At 63.4% G+C, this 16,894-nt stretch carries 15 protein-coding genes and 1 other RNA gene; all 16 read right to left on the minus strand.

Annotated features, from left to right (window positions below):
• Nucleotides 1–94: 94 nt before the first annotated feature.
• Nucleotides 95–1,012, minus strand: coding sequence for a D-alanine--D-alanine ligase (locus D6Z24_RS14665; protein WP_129127341.1), 918 nt, complete (start codon nt 1,010–1,012; stop codon nt 95–97).
• Between the two features lie 24 nt (nt 1,013–1,036).
• On the minus strand, nt 1,037–1,942 hold the full coding sequence (gene murB, locus D6Z24_RS14670; protein ID WP_129127342.1) for a UDP-N-acetylmuramate dehydrogenase: 906 nt from the start codon (nt 1,940–1,942) through the stop codon (nt 1,037–1,039).
• Nucleotides 1,939–3,324 carry a UDP-N-acetylmuramate--L-alanine ligase gene (murC, locus tag D6Z24_RS14675; RefSeq protein ID WP_129127343.1) on the minus strand — a complete coding sequence of 462 codons (1,386 nt, stop codon included), beginning with the start codon at nt 3,322–3,324 and terminating at the stop codon, nt 1,939–1,941. The genes murB and murC overlap by 4 nt, the downstream gene beginning before the upstream one ends.
• A gap of 179 nt (nt 3,325–3,503) precedes the next feature.
• Nucleotides 3,504–4,583 carry an undecaprenyldiphospho-muramoylpentapeptide beta-N-acetylglucosaminyltransferase gene (gene murG / locus D6Z24_RS14680; RefSeq protein WP_129127344.1) on the minus strand — a complete coding sequence of 360 codons (1,080 nt, stop codon included), beginning with the start codon at nt 4,581–4,583 and terminating at the stop codon, nt 3,504–3,506.
• Nucleotides 4,580–5,647: a putative lipid II flippase FtsW gene (gene ftsW, locus D6Z24_RS14685; RefSeq protein ID WP_198419565.1), complete on the minus strand. Its 1,068-nt coding sequence runs from the start codon at nt 5,645–5,647 to the stop codon at nt 4,580–4,582. The genes murG and ftsW overlap by 4 nt, the downstream gene beginning before the upstream one ends.
• Nucleotides 5,648–5,679: 32 nt before the next feature.
• Entirely contained in the window at nt 5,680–7,044 is a 1,365-nt protein-coding gene (gene murD, locus D6Z24_RS14690; RefSeq protein WP_129127346.1) for a UDP-N-acetylmuramoyl-L-alanine--D-glutamate ligase, read from the minus strand.
• A 133-nt stretch (nt 7,045–7,177) separates the two neighbouring features.
• Nucleotides 7,178–8,254 carry a phospho-N-acetylmuramoyl-pentapeptide-transferase gene (gene mraY, locus D6Z24_RS14695; protein WP_129127347.1) on the minus strand — a complete coding sequence of 359 codons (1,077 nt, stop codon included), beginning with the start codon at nt 8,252–8,254 and terminating at the stop codon, nt 7,178–7,180.
• Nucleotides 8,254–9,663, minus strand: a complete 1,410-nt coding sequence (locus D6Z24_RS14700; RefSeq protein WP_129127348.1) for a UDP-N-acetylmuramoyl-tripeptide--D-alanyl-D-alanine ligase — start codon at nt 9,661–9,663, stop codon at nt 8,254–8,256. The genes mraY and D6Z24_RS14700 overlap by 1 nt, the downstream gene beginning before the upstream one ends.
• Before the next feature lie 169 nt (nt 9,664–9,832).
• Entirely contained in the window at nt 9,833–11,350 is a 1,518-nt protein-coding gene (locus D6Z24_RS14705) for a UDP-N-acetylmuramoyl-L-alanyl-D-glutamate--2,6-diaminopimelate ligase (protein WP_129127349.1), read from the minus strand.
• Nucleotides 11,351–11,363: 13 nt separating this feature from the next.
• Entirely contained in the window at nt 11,364–13,328 is a 1,965-nt protein-coding gene (locus tag D6Z24_RS14710) for a penicillin-binding protein (RefSeq protein ID WP_129127350.1), read from the minus strand.
• Nucleotides 13,325–13,660, minus strand: a complete 336-nt coding sequence (gene ftsL / locus D6Z24_RS14715) for a cell division protein FtsL (RefSeq protein ID WP_129127351.1) — start codon at nt 13,658–13,660, stop codon at nt 13,325–13,327. Before ftsL ends, D6Z24_RS14710 begins: the two co-directional genes overlap by 4 nt.
• Before the next feature lie 16 nt (nt 13,661–13,676).
• Entirely contained in the window at nt 13,677–14,615 is a 939-nt protein-coding gene (gene rsmH, locus D6Z24_RS14720) for a 16S rRNA (cytosine(1402)-N(4))-methyltransferase RsmH (RefSeq protein WP_129127352.1), read from the minus strand.
• The gene (gene mraZ, locus D6Z24_RS14725; protein ID WP_129127353.1) at nt 14,616–15,098 is read right to left on the minus strand and encodes a division/cell wall cluster transcriptional repressor MraZ; all 483 of its coding nucleotides are present in this window, start codon (nt 15,096–15,098) and stop codon (nt 14,616–14,618) included.
• A 274-nt stretch (nt 15,099–15,372) separates the two neighbouring features.
• Nucleotides 15,373–15,702 carry a hypothetical protein gene (locus tag D6Z24_RS14730; RefSeq protein WP_129127354.1) on the minus strand — a complete coding sequence of 110 codons (330 nt, stop codon included), beginning with the start codon at nt 15,700–15,702 and terminating at the stop codon, nt 15,373–15,375.
• A gap of 20 nt (nt 15,703–15,722) precedes the next feature.
• Nucleotides 15,723–16,217, minus strand: a complete 495-nt coding sequence (locus D6Z24_RS14735) for a hypothetical protein (RefSeq protein WP_129127355.1) — start codon at nt 16,215–16,217, stop codon at nt 15,723–15,725.
• A 221-nt stretch (nt 16,218–16,438) separates the two neighbouring features.
• Nucleotides 16,439–16,862: RNase P RNA component class A (gene rnpB, locus D6Z24_RS14740), an RNA gene on the minus strand.
• Nucleotides 16,863–16,894 lie beyond the last annotated feature (32 nt).

Here is a 16,894-nt window from a genome sequence, read left to right on the forward strand (position 1 = left end):
CGAATTTAATTTCAATGCACTGCATAGCAACGGTTTGACGGACTGTGTTAAATCTCCCTTGCCCCCTCGCAAAGGGGGGTAAAGGCAGCACTTTCTAAATCTTGAGCGACGCGGCGAGCAGGATGCGCGTCACCAACTGGTCGAAATCGATCCCGGAACCGCGGGCGATCTCCGGCAAAAGGCTCAGGTCGGTCATCCCCGGCAGGGTGTTGACCTCGAGGAGGTAGCACTCGCCCTGCTCGTTGACCAGGAAGTCGACGCGGCTGTAGCAGTCGCACCCGAGAGCGGCGTGCGCCTTCTCGCCTTCCTTGAGAACCGCCTGGTAGACGCTCTCCGGCAGGCGGGCGGGGAGGATGTGCTCGGCGCCGCCGTCGGTGTATTTGGCCTCGTAGTCGTAGAACTCGTTTTTCGGAACGATCTCGATGGCGCCCATGGCACATCCGTCCAGGATGCCGACCTGGACTTCCTTGCCGCTTATGAACGCTTCGACCAGGATCTCGGAGTCGTAGCGGAAGGCCTCTTCCAGCGCTGTCTCCATCTGCCCGGGCTCTTTCACGATGCTGACGCCGACCGAGGACCCCTCCTTGGAGGGCTTCACCACGACCGGAAGCGGGTTTTCGAGCTTCAGCTCCTCGCCGCGGCGCAGCACCTGGTAGGGAGCGAGCCTGAGCCCCGCCGCTGCGAACATCACCTTGGCCGCGACCTTGTCGATGGCAAGCGCGGAGGCGAGCACGCCGGAGCCGGTGTAGGGAATCCCCATCAGTTCGAGGAGCCCCTGGACCGAGCCGTCCTCTCCGAAGCGGCCGTGCAGTGCGATGAAGGCACGCTCCACCTTCTCCTCGGCAAGGCGCTGGGCGAGGTCGCGCCCGACGTCGATGCCGACGGCGTCATACCCCCGGCGCTTGAGGGAGGCGAGCACGGCCTTGCCGCTGTTGAGGGATACCTCGCGCTCGGCGGAAAGCCCCCCCAGCAGCACGGCGATCTTTTTGGTTTTCAGCTCATCTATGGTCATGCTCTGATTCCTTTTTCCTATTCACTACCCTTCGCCGACGATCCGCACTTCCTCTTCCAGCTCTACGCCGCTCTCCTCCTTGACCCGGAGCTTTATGAAAGCGGCCAGGGTGAGAAAATCGGCGGCCCGGGCGTCGCCGCGGTTCACCAGGAAGTTCGTGTGCACCTCGGAGACCTGTGCTCCGCCTACCGTCTTGCCGCGCAGCCCCGCCTGATCGATGAGGCGCCAGGCGCTTTCGCCGGGAGGGTTCTTGAAGAAGGAGCCCGCGTTGGGAAAGCCGACACGTTGTCCGCCGCGTTTGGCGATGTACTCCTGCATGCGCGCCTCGATCAGGCGGCGCTCTTCCGGTTCCAGCCTGAGCCTCGCGGAAAGGACGATCTCACCCGGCTCCAGCTTCAGGTAGCGGTAGCCGTACTCAACCTCGCTCCCTTTTCTCACCAGGACCTCGCTGCCGCGCATCGTGGTCAGGTACTCGACCCGCAGGAAGGTCTCGCCCCCGTGTGCACCGGCGTTCATGGTGAGCGCGCCGCCGAAACTCCCGGGGATGCCGCCAAGAAACTCGATGCCTCCCAGGCAGTTTTCCGCGGCGAAGCGGGTAAGGGCCTGGTTGGTGACGCCGGCACCCACCTCGAGTCGGGCTCCGGGCATCTGGGTCATGGCGTCGAGGCGTTTCAGGGAGATGACGCACCCCCTTATGCCGCCGTCGCGCACTAGCAGGTTGTAACCGCCGCCGACCACCATGGAGGGGATCCCGACTTCCCGGAGCGCCTCCACTGCCGTTTTCAGATCATCCTGATCGGCGGGTTCGAGAAAGAGGTCGGCCGGTCCGCCCACCCTGAGCGAGCTGTGCCGGGACATCGGCTCGTCCCACAGGACGCCGCCGCGCACCCTTTCCGCCACCCGCTCCAGATCGGCGCGCGACCAGGTCACTTGTCCCCCGTTGCCTTCAGACGCTCCAGCATCGCCTCGCCTATCTGCCAGACGTTGCCGGCGCCCAAGGTGAGCAGGATGTCGCCCGGTGCGAGGACGCCTTCAAGATGCGCGCAGAGCTTGTCGCGGTCCGAGATCCAGGTGACGTCCTTCTGGCCGTGGCGTCTCACGCGCGCCGCTAGCGCCTCGGCGGTCACCCCTTCGATCGGGGCCTCCCCCGCCGCGTAGATGTCGGTGAGGATCAGCACGTCGGCGTCGTGGAACGCCTTGACGAAGTCCTCGAAGAGTTCCTTGGTGCGCGAGTACCTGTGCGGCTGGAACACGACGACCAAGCGGTTCTCCGCGAAGCCTGCCTTGGCCGCGGCGAGCGTCGCGCGGATCTCGGTCGGGTGATGGCCGTAGTCGTCGACCACCTTGATGCCGTTGACTTCGCCCTTGAGCGAGAAGCGACGCCCGACCCCGCCGAAGGCCTTGAACCCTTCCTGGATGGTCTCGAACGGGATGTCCAGTTCCATGGCGACCGCGATGGAAGCGAGCGCGTTCAGCACGTTGTGCGCGCCGGGCATGGAGAAGGTGATCTCGCCCAGCCTCACCCCTTTGTGGTGCGCCACGAAACTCGTGGAGAAGCCGGAAAGGCGCACGTCGGTGGCGCGGAAGTCGGCCTGGGCCGAAAGGCCGTAGCTCGTGAAGCGTTTCTTCACCCGCGGCAGGATATCGGCGATGTTGCCGTTATCGAGGCAGAGGACGGCGAGTCCGTAGAAGGGGATCTTGTTGATGAACTCTACGAAGGTGTCCTTGATCTCCTCGATGCCGCTGTAGAAATCGAGGTGGTCGGCGTCGATGTTGGTGACGACGGCGATGGTCGGGGAGAGGAGCAGGAAGGAGCCGTCGGACTCGTCCGCCTCGGCGACCAGGAACTGCCCCTGGCCCAGACGCGCGTTGCTACCGAGCGAGTTGAGCCTGCCGCCGATCACCATGGTCGGGTCGATCCCACCCTTCGCGAGAAGGGTCGCCACCATCGAGGTGGTGGTGGTCTTGCCGTGGGTGCCCGCCACAGCGACGCCGTACTTCATGCGCATCAGCTCGGCGAGCATCTCCGCGCGGGGGATGACCGGGATCAGTTTGAGGTGCGCCTCGACGACCTCGGGGTTGTCCTCGTGCACCGCGCTCGAGATGACCACCACGTCCGCCTGGGCCACGTTCTCGGCCGCGTGGCCGATGAAGATCTCGCCGCCGAGGCTTTCAAGGCGCTGCGTCGTGTCCGAGCTTCTCAGGTCGGATCCGGAGACCTTGTAACCCAGGTTCAAGAGCACCTCGGCGATGCCGCTCATCCCGATGCCGCCGATGCCGACGAAATGTATCCTCTCTATCTTTCCGTACACTGTGACTCCTAAAGGCCGTTCAACGTTCAGCGTTCAACGTTCGCCTTATTAATTTGCTTCGTTCGGCCGCCCGCTGACGGCCTGTTCTTCACGTGGTCATTCAATGTGATGCCGCTTCGGCGTCGTCTGCTAGAGGGACATCCCGTATCGAACGTTGAACGCAGAACGTTGAACGGGTTCTAGCCTTTCCCCGTCATGGCCGCGACGATGGCCTGGGCGGCGTCGAGCTGCGCCAGGTCGCGTGCGTGCTTCTCCAGGTCGGCCACCTTTTCCGGGTGCTCCATGAGGTCCTTTATCTCGGCGGCAAGCCGCTCCCCCGAAAGCTCGTCCTCAACGATCATGCGCCCGGCGCCTTTGTGCACCAGCGACTCGGCGTTCTTCCTCTGGTGGTCGTCGGCCGCATACGGGTAAGGGATGAAGACGCAACCCTTGCCGCAGGCGGTCACTTCGGCGATGGTGGTGGCCCCGGCCCTGCAGATGACCAGGTCGGCGGCACCGTAGGCCGCGGACATGTTGTCGATGAAGGAGAGCACCTGTGCCTGGACGCCCTGCCCCTGATACCCCTCGCGCACCCGCGCAACGTCCTTGTCGCCGGTCTGGTGCGTGATGCGCAGCTTATGCTTCACCGACTCGAGGAAGGGAAGCGCCTCCAGCATGGCGCTGTTGATCCGCTGCGCTCCGGCGCTGCCGCCGAAAACGAGGATGCTGAACACGTCGCCGGCATCACGCTCCCGCTGCTCCTGAAAGCCCCAGAGGATCTCCTTGCGGATCGGGTTGCCGGTCATCTGGGTGATCCCCTTCGGGAAGAATCCAGCCGCCTCCTCCATGGAGATGAAAATGCCGTCCACGACGCGGCTCAGAACCTTGTTGGTGAGCCCCGGAAACGCGTTTTGCTCGTGGATGAAGCGCCTGATCCCCATCCCCTTCGCGGCAAGGAGGATCGGGGCCGACGCGTACCCTCCCACCCCCAGCACCAGGTCGGGACGGAACTCCTTCAGGATCTTTCTGGACTGCGAATAGCCGTAGAGCAGGCGTCCGGCACTCATGAGCTTCTTCACGGTCCCCATTCCCTTCATGCCGCTTGCGGAGATGAGTTCCAGTTTGTAGCCGAGCTTCGGCAGAAGACGCGCCTCGATGCCGCGCTCGGTCCCGACGAAGAGAACCTCGTTCTCCGGACTGCGGGAGAGGAATTCCTCTGCCACCGCTATCCCCGGGAAGAGATGCCCCCCGGTGCCGCCTCCCGCAATGATCAGCCTCATACCGTCCCCCTTGTCCTGGTGGAAACGTTAAGGAGCACGCCGACCGCGCAGAGCGTGATGATCAGCGAACTGCCGCCGTAACTTAAAAACGGCAGCGCGATCCCCTTGGTCGGGAGAAGGCCGGTAACGACTGCCATGTTGATGAACGCCTCGAGTCCCAAAAGGACCGAGATGCCGAAGGCGAGGAAACGCCCGAAGCTGTCTTCGGCTGCGATGGCGACCCGGATGCTTCTTTGCACCAGCAACAGAAACATCGACGCGATCACGATCACGCCGATGAACCCCATTTCCTCGCCGAGCACGGAGAGGATGAAGTCGGTGTGCGCCTCGGGAAGGTAGAAGAGTTTCTGTTTTCCTTCGCCGAGCCCCTGTCCGAAGAAGCCGCCGGTGCCGAGGGCAAGCCAGCTCTGGATGATCTGGAAGCCGGCATCGGTCGGATCCTGCCAGGGGTCCAGAAAGGCGGTGATGCGCCGCATCCGGTACGCCTTGGTGAAAACGAGGTAGCAGACGCCGGGAAGTGCTACGAGCCCCATCCCGAGGATGTACTGCACCTTGGTCCCCGCGGCGAAGAGCATCATGATGGCGACCACACACATGGTTAGCGCGGCACCCATGTCGTGCTGCGCCAGAAGCACCACGATGAACATCCCCAGGATCAGCATGTAGGGAAGAAATCCGGTGGTGAACTGCTTCAACTTGTCCTGGCGCTTCTCCAGCGAGTAGGCCATGTACATGATGAGCGCCACTTTCGCCAGCTCCGAGGGCTGAAAGTTGAAGCCGGGAAGCCGTATCCAGCGCGACGCACCTTTGGCTGTGCCGCCTATCCCGGGCACGAACACCAGAAGGAGCAGGAAGAAGGTGCCCAAAAAGAGCGGTACGGCGTACTTCTTCCAGACGTGGTAGTCGACGTGCATGGCAAGCCCCATGCCGATGAAACCGATCAGCGCGTAGAGGGACTGCCTTTTGAGGAAGAAGAAGCCGTCGTGGAACCTCTTCGCCGCCATCACGGAAGACGCGGAGTAGACCATGACCACACCGAAACAGGTGAGGATCACCGCCATCATAAGCACGATGATGTCGTACCCCTCCAGCCGTTTCACGCTCCGGTCTCCTCCTTTTTAGCCGCGCGTACCGCCGCCTTGAAGCGCTCGGCGCGCTCCAAGTAGTCCTTGAACATATCGAAACTGGAACAGGCGGGCGAGAAGAGCACCACGCCGCCGGGCTCGGTCAGCCTGCGCGCCATGTCCACCGCCTCTTCGAGGGTGTCCGCAAAGCGGGTGTCGGTCAGGTGGCCGAGCGCTTCCTTCATGCGCTCCTTCGCCTCGCCGATCAGCAACAGGTGGCTCACGCGCTCGGAAACGAGCTTCGCGAGCGGCTCGTAGGAGCCCCCCTTGTCTTTGCCGCCGGCGATCAGGGTGATGCCGGAGTCGAAGCTCTCAAGGGACTTCACCACGCTGCCGACGTTGGTCCCCTTGCTGTCCTCGTAATAGGCGACGCCGTTCACTTCCTCGACGAACTCCATGCGGTGCGGCAGCCCCTTGAAGTTCTTGACGGTCTGGTAGGCGCAATCGCCGTCGCAGCGCATGAGGAGCGTGGAGGCCATAGCCGCCATGATGTTGTCGAGGTTGTGCACCCCCTTCAGCCGGAACCCTTCCGTGCCGAAGCGGAGCACCTTGCCGTTGTGGGCGAAGGTGATGAAACCGTCGCGGTAGCTGATCCCTTCCTCGAGCTCATGGAAGCGGCTCATCGGGAAGATTTTCGCCTTCAGTTTCCCGGAGCATGCGGCGACCAGCGGGTCGTCGATGTTCAGGACGGCATAGTCGTCGGCGCCCTGGTTCTCGAAGATGCGCAGCTTTGCGTCGATGTACTCCTGGAAGCTGTGGTAGCGATCCAGGTGGTCTTCGGTCAGGTTCAAAAGGACGGCGACGTGCGGGCGGAAGCTCTCGATCCCCTCGAGTTGGAAGGAGGAGAGTTCGACGACCACACGCTCCACCTCGGCGCCGCTCATGGCGAGCTCGATGAGGGGGTTGCCGATATTCCCGCCGACGAAGGTGTCGAAGCCGCACCCCTTGAAGATCTCGCCGGTCAGCGTGGTGGTCGTGGTCTTCCCGTTGGTCCCGGTGATGGCGACCATCGGGGCCTTGATGAACCAGGAGGCGAGTTCCACCTCGGAGACCACGCGACGCCTCTGGGCACGCGCCATCTGGAGCGGCTTTATGTCCATCGGTACGCCGGGGGAGACAACGACCAGGTCGGCCATGAGGAAGCTGTAGGGGATGTGGCGCCCGAGCTCCAGGCAAAGATCAAGGTCGGAGAGTTCCGCGAGGACGTCTTTCAACGCCTCTTCGTCGCGCATGTCGGTGATGGTCACCTGCGCACCGGCCTCGGCCAGGAAGCGGGTCACGGCAACACCGGTCTTCGCGAGACCTACCACCAGTATTTTCTTGTCCTTTAAATCCATATGACCTTCTTTATCTCAGGAAACCAAATCCCCCCTGTCCCCCCTTCGCAAAGGGGGGAACGCGAGGTCCAGTGCATTCCTTCGTGGATATTTTGTTCGTTCGTCCGGAGCCCTTTGGAGAACTCCGCCGCGGCTAGCGCATCTTCAGGGTCGAGATGGCGACCAGCGCGAGGATGATGGTTATGATCCAGAACCTGACGATGATCTTCGGCTCGGCGACCCCCTTCAGTTCGAAGTGGTGGTGTATCGGGGCCATCCGGAAGATCCTCTTGCCGCGGTACTTGTAGGAGCCCACCTGGAAGATCACCGACAGCGCCTCGACCACGAAAACGCCCCCGACGATAACGAGGAGGATCTCCTGCTTGGTCAGGACGGCCAGGGTGCCGAGTGCACCGCCAAGGGACAGCGAGCCGACGTCTCCCATGAAGACCTCGGCCGGGTAGGCGTTGTACCAGAGAAAACCAAGCCCCGCGCCGACCATGGCGCCGCAAAGCACCGCAAGTTCCCCCGCCCCCGGCACGTACGGGATCTGCAGGTAGCCGGAAAGCTTCGCGTTACCGGCGATGTAGCAGAAGAGGAGGTAGGTGGCCGCGTTGATGGCGACGGGACCGATGGCTAAGCCGTCGAGGCCGTCGGTCAGGTTCACCGCGTTGCTCGCGCCGACGATGACCAGGGCAACGAACGGGATGTACAGGATGCCCAGTTCCGGGTGCAGCCTCTTGAAGAACGGAAAGTAGACTTCGGTGGAGAACCCGGGGAGGTTGTAGAGGAAGATGCCGACGCCGCCAGCGAGGATCACCTGCCAGAACATCTTCTGGCGCGGCGACAGCCCTTTCGGGTTTTTCTCGACGACCTTCTTGTAGTCGTCGACGAAGCCGAGCACGCCGTAGCCACCCAGGATGAGCAGGGTGAGCCAGATGAAGATGTTGGTGAGGTCCGCCCACAAAAGGGTCGGGACGATGATACAGACGAGGATCAACACCCCGCCCATGGTGGGGGTCCCCTGCTTCTTAAGGTGCGATTCGGGACCGTCGGTGCGGATCACCTGGCGCGCCTGCAGCCCTTCGAGTTTTCTGACCACCCAAGGTCCCACGATGAAGGAAAGCACCAGCGCGGTGATCATGGCGTAGATGGTGCGGAAGGTCAGATATTTGAAAACGTTGAAAAGCCTGTAGTCCGAGGCGAGCGGATAAAGCAGATGGTACAGCATCAGTCATGCCCCCCTTGCGTCTTGGGTGCCAGCGCCTGTTTTACCGCTGTCGCCACCTTTTCCATCTTCATACCGCGGCTCCCCTTGAAAAGGACGCAGTCGCCGGGCTCGAGCCAGCTGAGAAGCTCCCCGGCGATTTCATCGTGGCTTTGCGCATGCAGGATGCGCTCGGCCGGGAGGCCGGCCTCGAGGGCACCTTTCTTGATTTCGGAGGCAAGCTCGCCGAGCAGATAGAGGCGCTCCACCGCCGCTGCGGCCTTGGCACCCAACTCGCGGTGCGCCGCTTCGGTGCCGAGCCCAAGTTCCAGCATGTCGCCCAGCACCGCGGCGCACCTTCCCCCCGCAGCCAGGGCATGCAGGGTGGTGAGTGCCGCCGCCATGGAGGCGGGGTTCGCGTTGTAGCTGTCGTCGATCAGGGTGACGCCCGCCACATCCTCGAGCTGGAAGCGCTTGTCGTAGGGGGTGAACTCCTCGAGCCCCCGACAGATCACCTCGCCCGGAACGCCCAGCGCGTGCGCCGCGGCGGCCGCGGCAAGCGCGTTGTAGATGTTGTGGCGGCCGAAGGCCTTCAAGGTCACCGGCAGCTCAGCGTCTGGAAGCCTCAGGGTAAAGCTTTCCCCGAGCTTCCCGAGGCTCTTGATCTCGGCCGAGGAGACTTCCGCCCCCCTGAGACCGAAGGTGAGCCGGGTGACGTTCAGATGGGTCGGGCAGGCGGAGACGAGGGGATCGTCGACGTTGTACACCGCGACGCACCCGGGTTTGAGGCGCAGGAAAAGCTCCCCCTTGGCCTTCGCCACCCCCTCGACGCTCCCCAGTGTCTCCAGGTGCGCCGGGAAGGCGTTGGTGATGATGCCGACCTGCGGGTCGGCGATCTCGGCCAGGCGGTCGATCTCACCGAATTCGCTCATGCCGATCTCGACCACGGCCCAGCGTTCGCGGCCGGTCAGGCGGAACAGGGTGAGCGGAAGCCCGATCAGGTTGTTCAGGTTCCCCTCGGTCCTAAGCCCCGGGCCGGTCTGGGCGAGGATACGGGCGAGCATTTCCTTGGTGGTCGTCTTGCCGTTGCTGCCGGTGACCGCGACCACCTTGAGGTCGAAGCGGCGCCGGTGGAAAGCGGCCATGTCGCCCAGGGCACGCAGGGTGTCCTTGACCGCGACAGCGCTGCACCCGGCGGGAAGCGGGTTAGCGGCGAGCCACGCCTCGGAGGCGAGGAAAGCGGTGACGCCGCGGGCGGCGGCGGAATTTATGAAGTCATGACCGTCGAAGCGCTCTCCCACGAGCGGCACGAACAGTTCGCCGGGAGCGACCTTGCGCGAGTCGGTGGAGACGGCGGAGACGTCCATGCCCCCCTCCCCGATCAGCCTGCCGCCGGTTGCCTCGGCTATTTCATACAGCGTGAATATCGACATCCGGATCCTGGTTTCCTTTTACTGCCGGGCGTCATGCGCCCTTGATTCGCCCCTTTTCCAATGGTGCTCGGGGCTTACGCTTCCTGCACCGCGGCCTGTTTTTCCCCGGCGCGGGAAAACGACTAATGTGCCGCAAAATAAGGGAAAAGGGAATCTTTTTTTGCTACTGCTACTTCCTGAGCCGCAGCGCCGCCGCGGCCACCTCCCGGTCGTCGAAGTGGAACTTTTCCGTCCCGACGATCTGGTAATCCTCGTGCCCCTTGCCGGCCAGCAGGACGATGTCGCCGGGCTTTGCCGCGAGGATCGCGGTGCGCACCGCGGTGCGCCTGGACTCGATGGTGGCGAACCCCTTCTCGCGGAAGCCCCCCTCCAACTCCTCGAGGCTGTACTCCTTCAGGTGCAAAGGGGTGATCCCGGCCCTCACGTCGACGAGGATGGCAGCCGGGTCCTCGGTGCGCGGGTTGTCCGAGGTGACTACGGCCAGGTCGCTGTAGCGTGCCGCGATCTCCCCCATCACCGGGCGCTTCCCCTTGTCGCGGTCGCCGCCGCATCCGAAGATGGTGATGATCCGGTCCGTTTTGAGTTCGGAGATGGTGGAGAGGACGTTCTCCAAGGCGTCGCCGGTGTGGGCGTAATCGACGAGCACGATGATCCCTTGATCGTTGGCGACACGCTCAAGGCGCCCCGGCACCTTCTTGTGCCCGCGGATCCCCGCCTCGATCGCTTCCTTCGGGATGCCGAGGGCGAGACCCGCCCCGACCGCGCCGAGGATGTTGTAAAGGTTGAAACGCCCCAGGAGGTCTGACTCGATGTTGATCTCCCCTACCGGCGAGTTCAGCCGGCACCGGATGCCGTGCACCGAGAAATCCACCTCGGCGACGGAGAGGTCGGCCGGGCCGTTCACCGAGTAGGTGAGCACCGGCGCGGTCGCCTCGGCGGCGATCCTCGGACCGTACGGGTCGTCCAGGTTCACCACGGCGCGCCGAAGCGGCTTGTGCGCGCTCGGGGCGAGGAGGTCGGTGAAGAGGCGCAGCTTGCTTTTGTAGTAGGACTCCATGTCGAGGTGGTAGTCCAGGTGATCGCGGGTCAGGTTGGTGAAGATGGCGACGTCGAAGATGCAGCCGTCGGCGCGGTGCTGCTCCAGCGAGTGGGAGGAGACCTCCATCACCGCCCCTTTCGCCCCCTGGTCCACCAGGTCGCGCAGGATCTTCTGCAGGTCGACCGACTCGGGCGTGGTGTTCGGTGCGGGGATGCTGGTCGCGCCGAAGCGGTAGCTGATGGTGCCCATTACCGCAGCCGGGATCCCGGCCTCAGCCATGATCCCTTCCACGAGGTAGGTGGTGGTGGTCTTGCCGTTCGTGCCGGTGATGCCTACGACCGGGATGTTCCCGGTGGGCGTTCCGTAGAAAATCGCGGCCATGAGGCTCATGGCGCGGCGGGCATCGGGGACCTCGACGCACACGGCCCCGGCAACGGCGCAGGGGCGGTCCGCAATTATTGCGACCGCCCCCCCTTTTACAGCGGCTTCCACGAACTCCGTCCCGTCGCTCTTCACCCCGCGCAGGGCGAAGAAGGCGGCGCCCGGCGCCACCTGTCGCGAGTCGTAGCAAAGCGACGTTATCTCGATGGCGTCGTCTCCGGTCACCTTGGCGCCCGGAACACAGGCCAGCAATTCTTTCAGTTTCATGCTCCCCCCATGGTCAGGCCGACGGCACGAAGCGCACCCAGACCTGATCCTGCGTGGTGATGCGGGCGCCCGGTGGCGGGTTCTGCTCCACCGCCCGGCCGCTTCCCTGCAATTTTACGTTTAGTCCGCGCTGCTCCATCACCCTGAGCACCTGCCGCATGCTCATGCCGCGGAAGTTCGGCATGGTCCCGGCATCGCCCCCCTCGATGGCGCCACCCTCCACCGCGGCCTGCTCCACCTGCGGGGTCATCTTCTCGGGAACCGTCGCCGGCTTCTTCTTCACGTTCTTGTCCGGCGGGACGTTCAGGTAGCAGAGGGTCTGCTGCGCGATGGCGCTGAAAGCCGGAGCGGCGACCACGCCCCCGTACACGTTGGCGGTCGGCTCGTCCACCATCACCATGATGGCCAGGCGGGGTTTATCCACCGGAACGAACCCCACGAAGGAGCCGATGCGCTTGCTTGCCGAGTAGCTGCGCCCTTCCACCTTCTGAGCCGTACCGGTCTTGCCTGCTACGCGGTACCCCTCGACCGCGGCACCGGTGCCGGTCCCCCCTTCGGCTACGACCCCTTCGAGCATGCCGGCCACGATCTTCGCGGTAGCCGGCGAGATCACCCTTCTTTTCAACTGCGGGCCGAACTGCTGCAGCACGACCCCCTCGTCGTCCACGATCCGGTCCACGAGGTACGGCTTCATGAGGTTGCCGCCGTTGGCTACCGCGGACACCGCAGCGGTCAACTGCAGCGCCGTTGCGGTCACCCCCTGGCCGAAGGAGATGGTGGCGAGATCGATGCCGTACCACTTGTCCTGCGGCCGGAGCATCCCCGAGACTTCCCCCGGGAGATCGACGCTGCTCTTCTCGCCGAAGCCGAAACCGGTGAGCGCGGTGAACAGACGCTGCGACCCGAGCCTCTGGCCGATCTTGGCGGCGCCGATGTTGCTCGAGTATTTGAGGACCTGCCCCACGTTCAGCGCGCCGTACTTGTGCGTGTCGTGGATGGTCCTGCCGTACATGTTGCAGGAGCCGTTCTCGCAGTTGAAGCTGTCGCCGGGCCTGATCACCCCCGCCTCGAGGGCCGCCGCCACCAGGAAGATCTTGAAGGTCGACCCGGGCTCGAAGCTGTCCGCGATGGCGCGGTTGCGGACCGACTCGTGGGTCAGTGCCGCGATGTTGTTCGGGTTGAAGGTGGGGTAGTTGGCCATGGCCAGGATACGCCCCGTGTCCGGCTCCATGACGATCGCGATCCCGGCCTTCGCGCCGTTTTTCTCGATCGTCTTGACGAGCTCCTTCTCCGCTATGTACTGGATGTTCTTGTCCAGGGTGAGGACGACGTTGCTCCCTTTGGAGCCGCTTTTCCCCTCGCTCCCCTTCTTCTGGGCGATGTCCCGGCCGAGCGCGTCGCGCTCGGTGACGAGGTAGCCGGTGTTGCCGAGGATGACGCTGTCGTACTTCTTCTCGATCCCTTCCAGGCCGGTCGGGTCGACGCCGGTGAAGCCGATCACGTGGGCCGCCACCCCGGAGTTCGGGTAGAAGCGCCGGTTCTCCTTCACGAAGCCGACCCCTTCGAGCTCGAGCTCCCTCACCTTCTTCGCCTGCTCCGGGGCCATGCGGCGTGCGATCCAGACGAAGTTCTTGGCCCCTTTCAGCTTCGCCTCGAGCTCAGCCTTGTCGCACCCGAGGACGCTTGCCAACTGCGCCGCCGCCTCCGGTATGTTCTCCATGTTGCGGGTCTCGGCATAGCAGGAGTCCATCTCTATGGAGACGGCAAAGGGGGCGTTGTTGCGGTCGTAGATCCCCCCCCGGCTCGGGGTGAGCGCCACGATCCTCTGGTGCTGCTTCTCGGCAAGCTTCACCAGGCGGTCGTTGTTCAAAACCTGCAGGTAAAAAGCGCGCCCTGCAGCGATGATGAAAACAACCACGAACAGCAGGGCCACGAAACGCATGCGGACCCTTGCCCATTTCTCCCGCTTCTCGATCACTTGACCAGGACCACCTGCTGGTCGTTGGGGAGCGCCATACCGAGCTCACCCTTGGCGAGCGCCTCGATGCGGGCCGGCGCCTTAAGCGAGGCGACTTCGACCCTCAGACGCTTGTTCTCCTGCTGCTGTTCCCTGAACTGGCGGTTCGCCTCCCCGATCCTCAGGTTCAGGTCGATCACCTCGACCCTCGACCAGACGTGGAAGATGGAAACCAGGGTAAGCAGGACCATGACCCCCGTGAGGTAACGGAAGCTGATCCAGTTTTCCCTTACCGCCACCCCGGGACGTGCCGGTGCGGCGACCTTGCCGTAGGCGACTTTGCTTTGTGCCATAGTTCTACCCTCTTCTTTAAATCTTCTCGATGCCTCTAAGGCGTGCGCTGCGTGACCGCGGGTTCGCCTTCAGTTCCTCGTCCCCCGCCTTGATCGCCTTTTTGTTCAGCAGCCGGTACTGCGGCGTCCGGTTGCAGATGCAGATCGGGAGTTCCTTCGGGCAGGTGCAACCGGCACTGGCGTCCCGGAACGCCTCCTTGACGATGCGGTCCTCCAGCGAATGGAAGGAGATCACCGCGCCGCGTCCCCCCTTTTTCAGGAGCCTCAAAAGGTCGGCCAAGCCGTCCTCAAGACTCTTCAACTCTTCGTTCACCGCGATGCGCAGCCCCTGGAAGGTCCTCGTCGCCGGATGCAGCCGCTCCTCCCACTTGGCCTTCGGGATGGCCCCCTTGATGATGTCGACCAACTGCAGCGTGGTCTCGATCGGGCTCTCCTCGCGTGCCTTCACGATGAAGGAGGCGATCCGCTTCGCCCAGCGCTCCTCGCCGTACTCGGCGATGATGCGGTTCAATTCCCCCTCGGGGAGGGTGTTCACCAGGTCGGCGGCGCTTGCGCCTGAGCTGCGGTCCATGCGCATGTCAAGCGGCGCGTCGGTCTGGAAGCTGAACCCACGCTCGTCCTTGTCGAGCTGGTGGCTGGAAACGCCGAGGTCGAGCACGAAGCCGTCGATGGCCTCCACCCCGATCTCCGCCAGGGTGGCGGCGATGGAGGAGAAGTTCCTCTGGAAAATGCGGACCCGGTCGCCGAACTGGGAGAGGCGCTCCGTGGCCACCGCGATCGCCTCGGCGTCCCGGTCGAAGCCGATGAGCCTTCCCTCCGGGGAACTCGCGGTGAGGATGAGGCCGGAGTGCCCAGCGCCGCCGAGGGTCCCGTCCACGTAAATCCCCCCGCTTTTCGGTTCGAGGAGCGCGAGCACCTCGTCGGGGAGAACCGATATGTGATGGAAATCCGGCATCTAGAGGCCGAGCTCCGCGAGCGCGGCCGAATCGACCGGGAAGTTCTGTTCGTCCTTCTCGCATACCTGGGCCCAGACGGACTGGCTGTAGATGTCGACCTTGTTCTGCATGCCGACGAAGTGAAGCTCGCGCTCCAACTGCGCGGTCTTTCTCAGGTCGTTGGGAACCAGGATGCGCCCGAGCTTGTCCGCGGTGCATTCGACCGCCGGGACCAGGATGGTGCGGCGCACCGCGGCGAGCGCCTCGACGGAGAGCCCGAGGCCGGCTCCGTTTTTGAGCCGTTCCTCGAGGGCGAGGAATTCGCGGTAGGGGTAGATGGTCAGCCCGTAGCACACCTGCCCCTCGCCGAGTCGAACCGGGCTCGACTTGGTGAGGAAAAAGCGCTCGTCGCCGAAGGTCTCCACCAGAACATCGCGGAATTTCGCGGGAATGCTGGTGCGTCCCTTGGCGTCGATGGTTGTGTCGAACTTACCTCTGAACATGGTGCCCCCGGCACTTGTTGCCACTTTATACCACTACATACCACTTTCGTGCACGAACTATACGGGAGGCAAGGACTTATGTCAAGGCAAAATTAGAGACAAATAGGGAATTTTTGGGAGGTTTTCCGCTGGTTTAACCGGTGGGGTAAGAAGTGGTGGAAAGAAGTGGCAAGAACCCGGGCGCGGAGCATGTTCATTAAAAGGCGTAAGGAGGAAGAGGCGGGATAAACGCATCGGGCGGGGCCGTGTCGGCCCCGCCCGGAATGGTGCGGCATTACTGGTTCTTTTTCCTGTCGAAGAGGGAGACCACGTTTCCTTTTTTCTCGCCGCCCCCCTTTTCAACCGGGTCGAGCGGTTTTTCCGGCGGCTCCGGGGAGACGATTTTTTCCAGCATGATCGGGGTCCCGGACATGGTGAAGGGGGCGCCGTTCACCTGGCTTTCGTCGAGTATCCAGGTGTAGACCTGGAGCGGCACGGTGAGTACCAGGAGTTTCACCTGCCACCACCCCGGCTTGACGTCCGGGACGATGTCCTCGATGCGCGCGTAAAAGGCCGGCTTGTTCTCGATGTGCGCGAGCACGATGTCGTTGATGGTTGTCGCCATAGGCATTCTCCTTGATTCGGCTAAAGCAGGGGGCCGTCCATGCTCCGCGGCGGGAACAGGGAGCGGATCTCCGCGTAGAGTTGTTTGAGTTCCCGCTCCATCCGGTAAAAGCGGGAGACCTCCTCCTGCGACAGCCGGTCCTCGATCAGGTCGCAGTTGAAGGTGATGCAGTTAAAGGGGCGGAATCCCGCCGGGATCAAGCACTCGCCGTCCCCCAGGAAGGGGCAGAGGCCGTTTTCGAAGCGTGGCGTGAAGAGGGGGCGCTCCGTGGAGAGGTAGACTAGGAGGTCCGCCGCGCCGAAGTGGTATCTGCCGCTGACGCAGCAGGCCCCGCCGCATCCGGCGCAGGAGCCGGCGGCGTCGACCTGGGCGACGATCTGCTGCATCGCCTCCTTGTGCGCCACCATGCCGCGCACAAGTTGATCGAGGGTCTTGCGCTCCGCATCGGGGAGGCGCTCGAAGCTCGCCGTCACGCCACCAACCCTCTCCTGCCATTCATGGTTCCAGCAGCTCACCTTGAACCTCTTCCCCCGAATATAAAAAAAGCCGTCCGACGATGCGGAAGGCCCTGCTTTTTCTCAACGGATGTTCTACGTTCTATGTTCTACGTTCTACGTTTTAAGTCCTCGCTCCACGCACCGCAAAAATGCCATCAACGAAAGCCCCCCCCCCCCCGGAGCCGTGGGTTTTTACGTAGAACTTAGAACATAGAACGTAGAACGGTTTTTAGGTTTTTGGCCGGAGCAGCCCGTAAGCCGGGTTCTGTTCCCGCAACCGGTTACCCGGAGGCGGGCGATGGTCATTCATCTAGGAGCACCGTTGCCGGCGCCCTCAAGCAACCAACCCGGAAGCACGGACGGGCCGCCCTTAACGCTTCCCTATTTGGTCTTGCTCCTGGTGGGGTTTACCTGGCATCCGACGTCACCGCCGAACCCGGTGAGCTCTTACCTCACCCTTTCACCCTTACCCCCCTTCCGCCTTCGCCGAGGCTACGGCGGACCTTGTCGCCAAGGCTGTGGGGGGCGGACTTCTCTCTGTGGCACTATCCCTGGGGTTGCCCCCGCTGGACGTTATCCAGCACCATGCCCTGTGGAGCCCGGACTTTCCTCCCTCCACCTTCGCACAAGGCTACGGTGGACAGCGGCCATCTGGTCTGCTCCGGCCAAAATCTTTCTTCCGTTCAACGTTCTGC

Source organism: Geomonas oryzae, assembly GCF_004117875.1.
GTDB lineage: Bacteria > Desulfobacterota > Desulfuromonadia > Geobacterales > Geobacteraceae > Geomonas > Geomonas oryzae.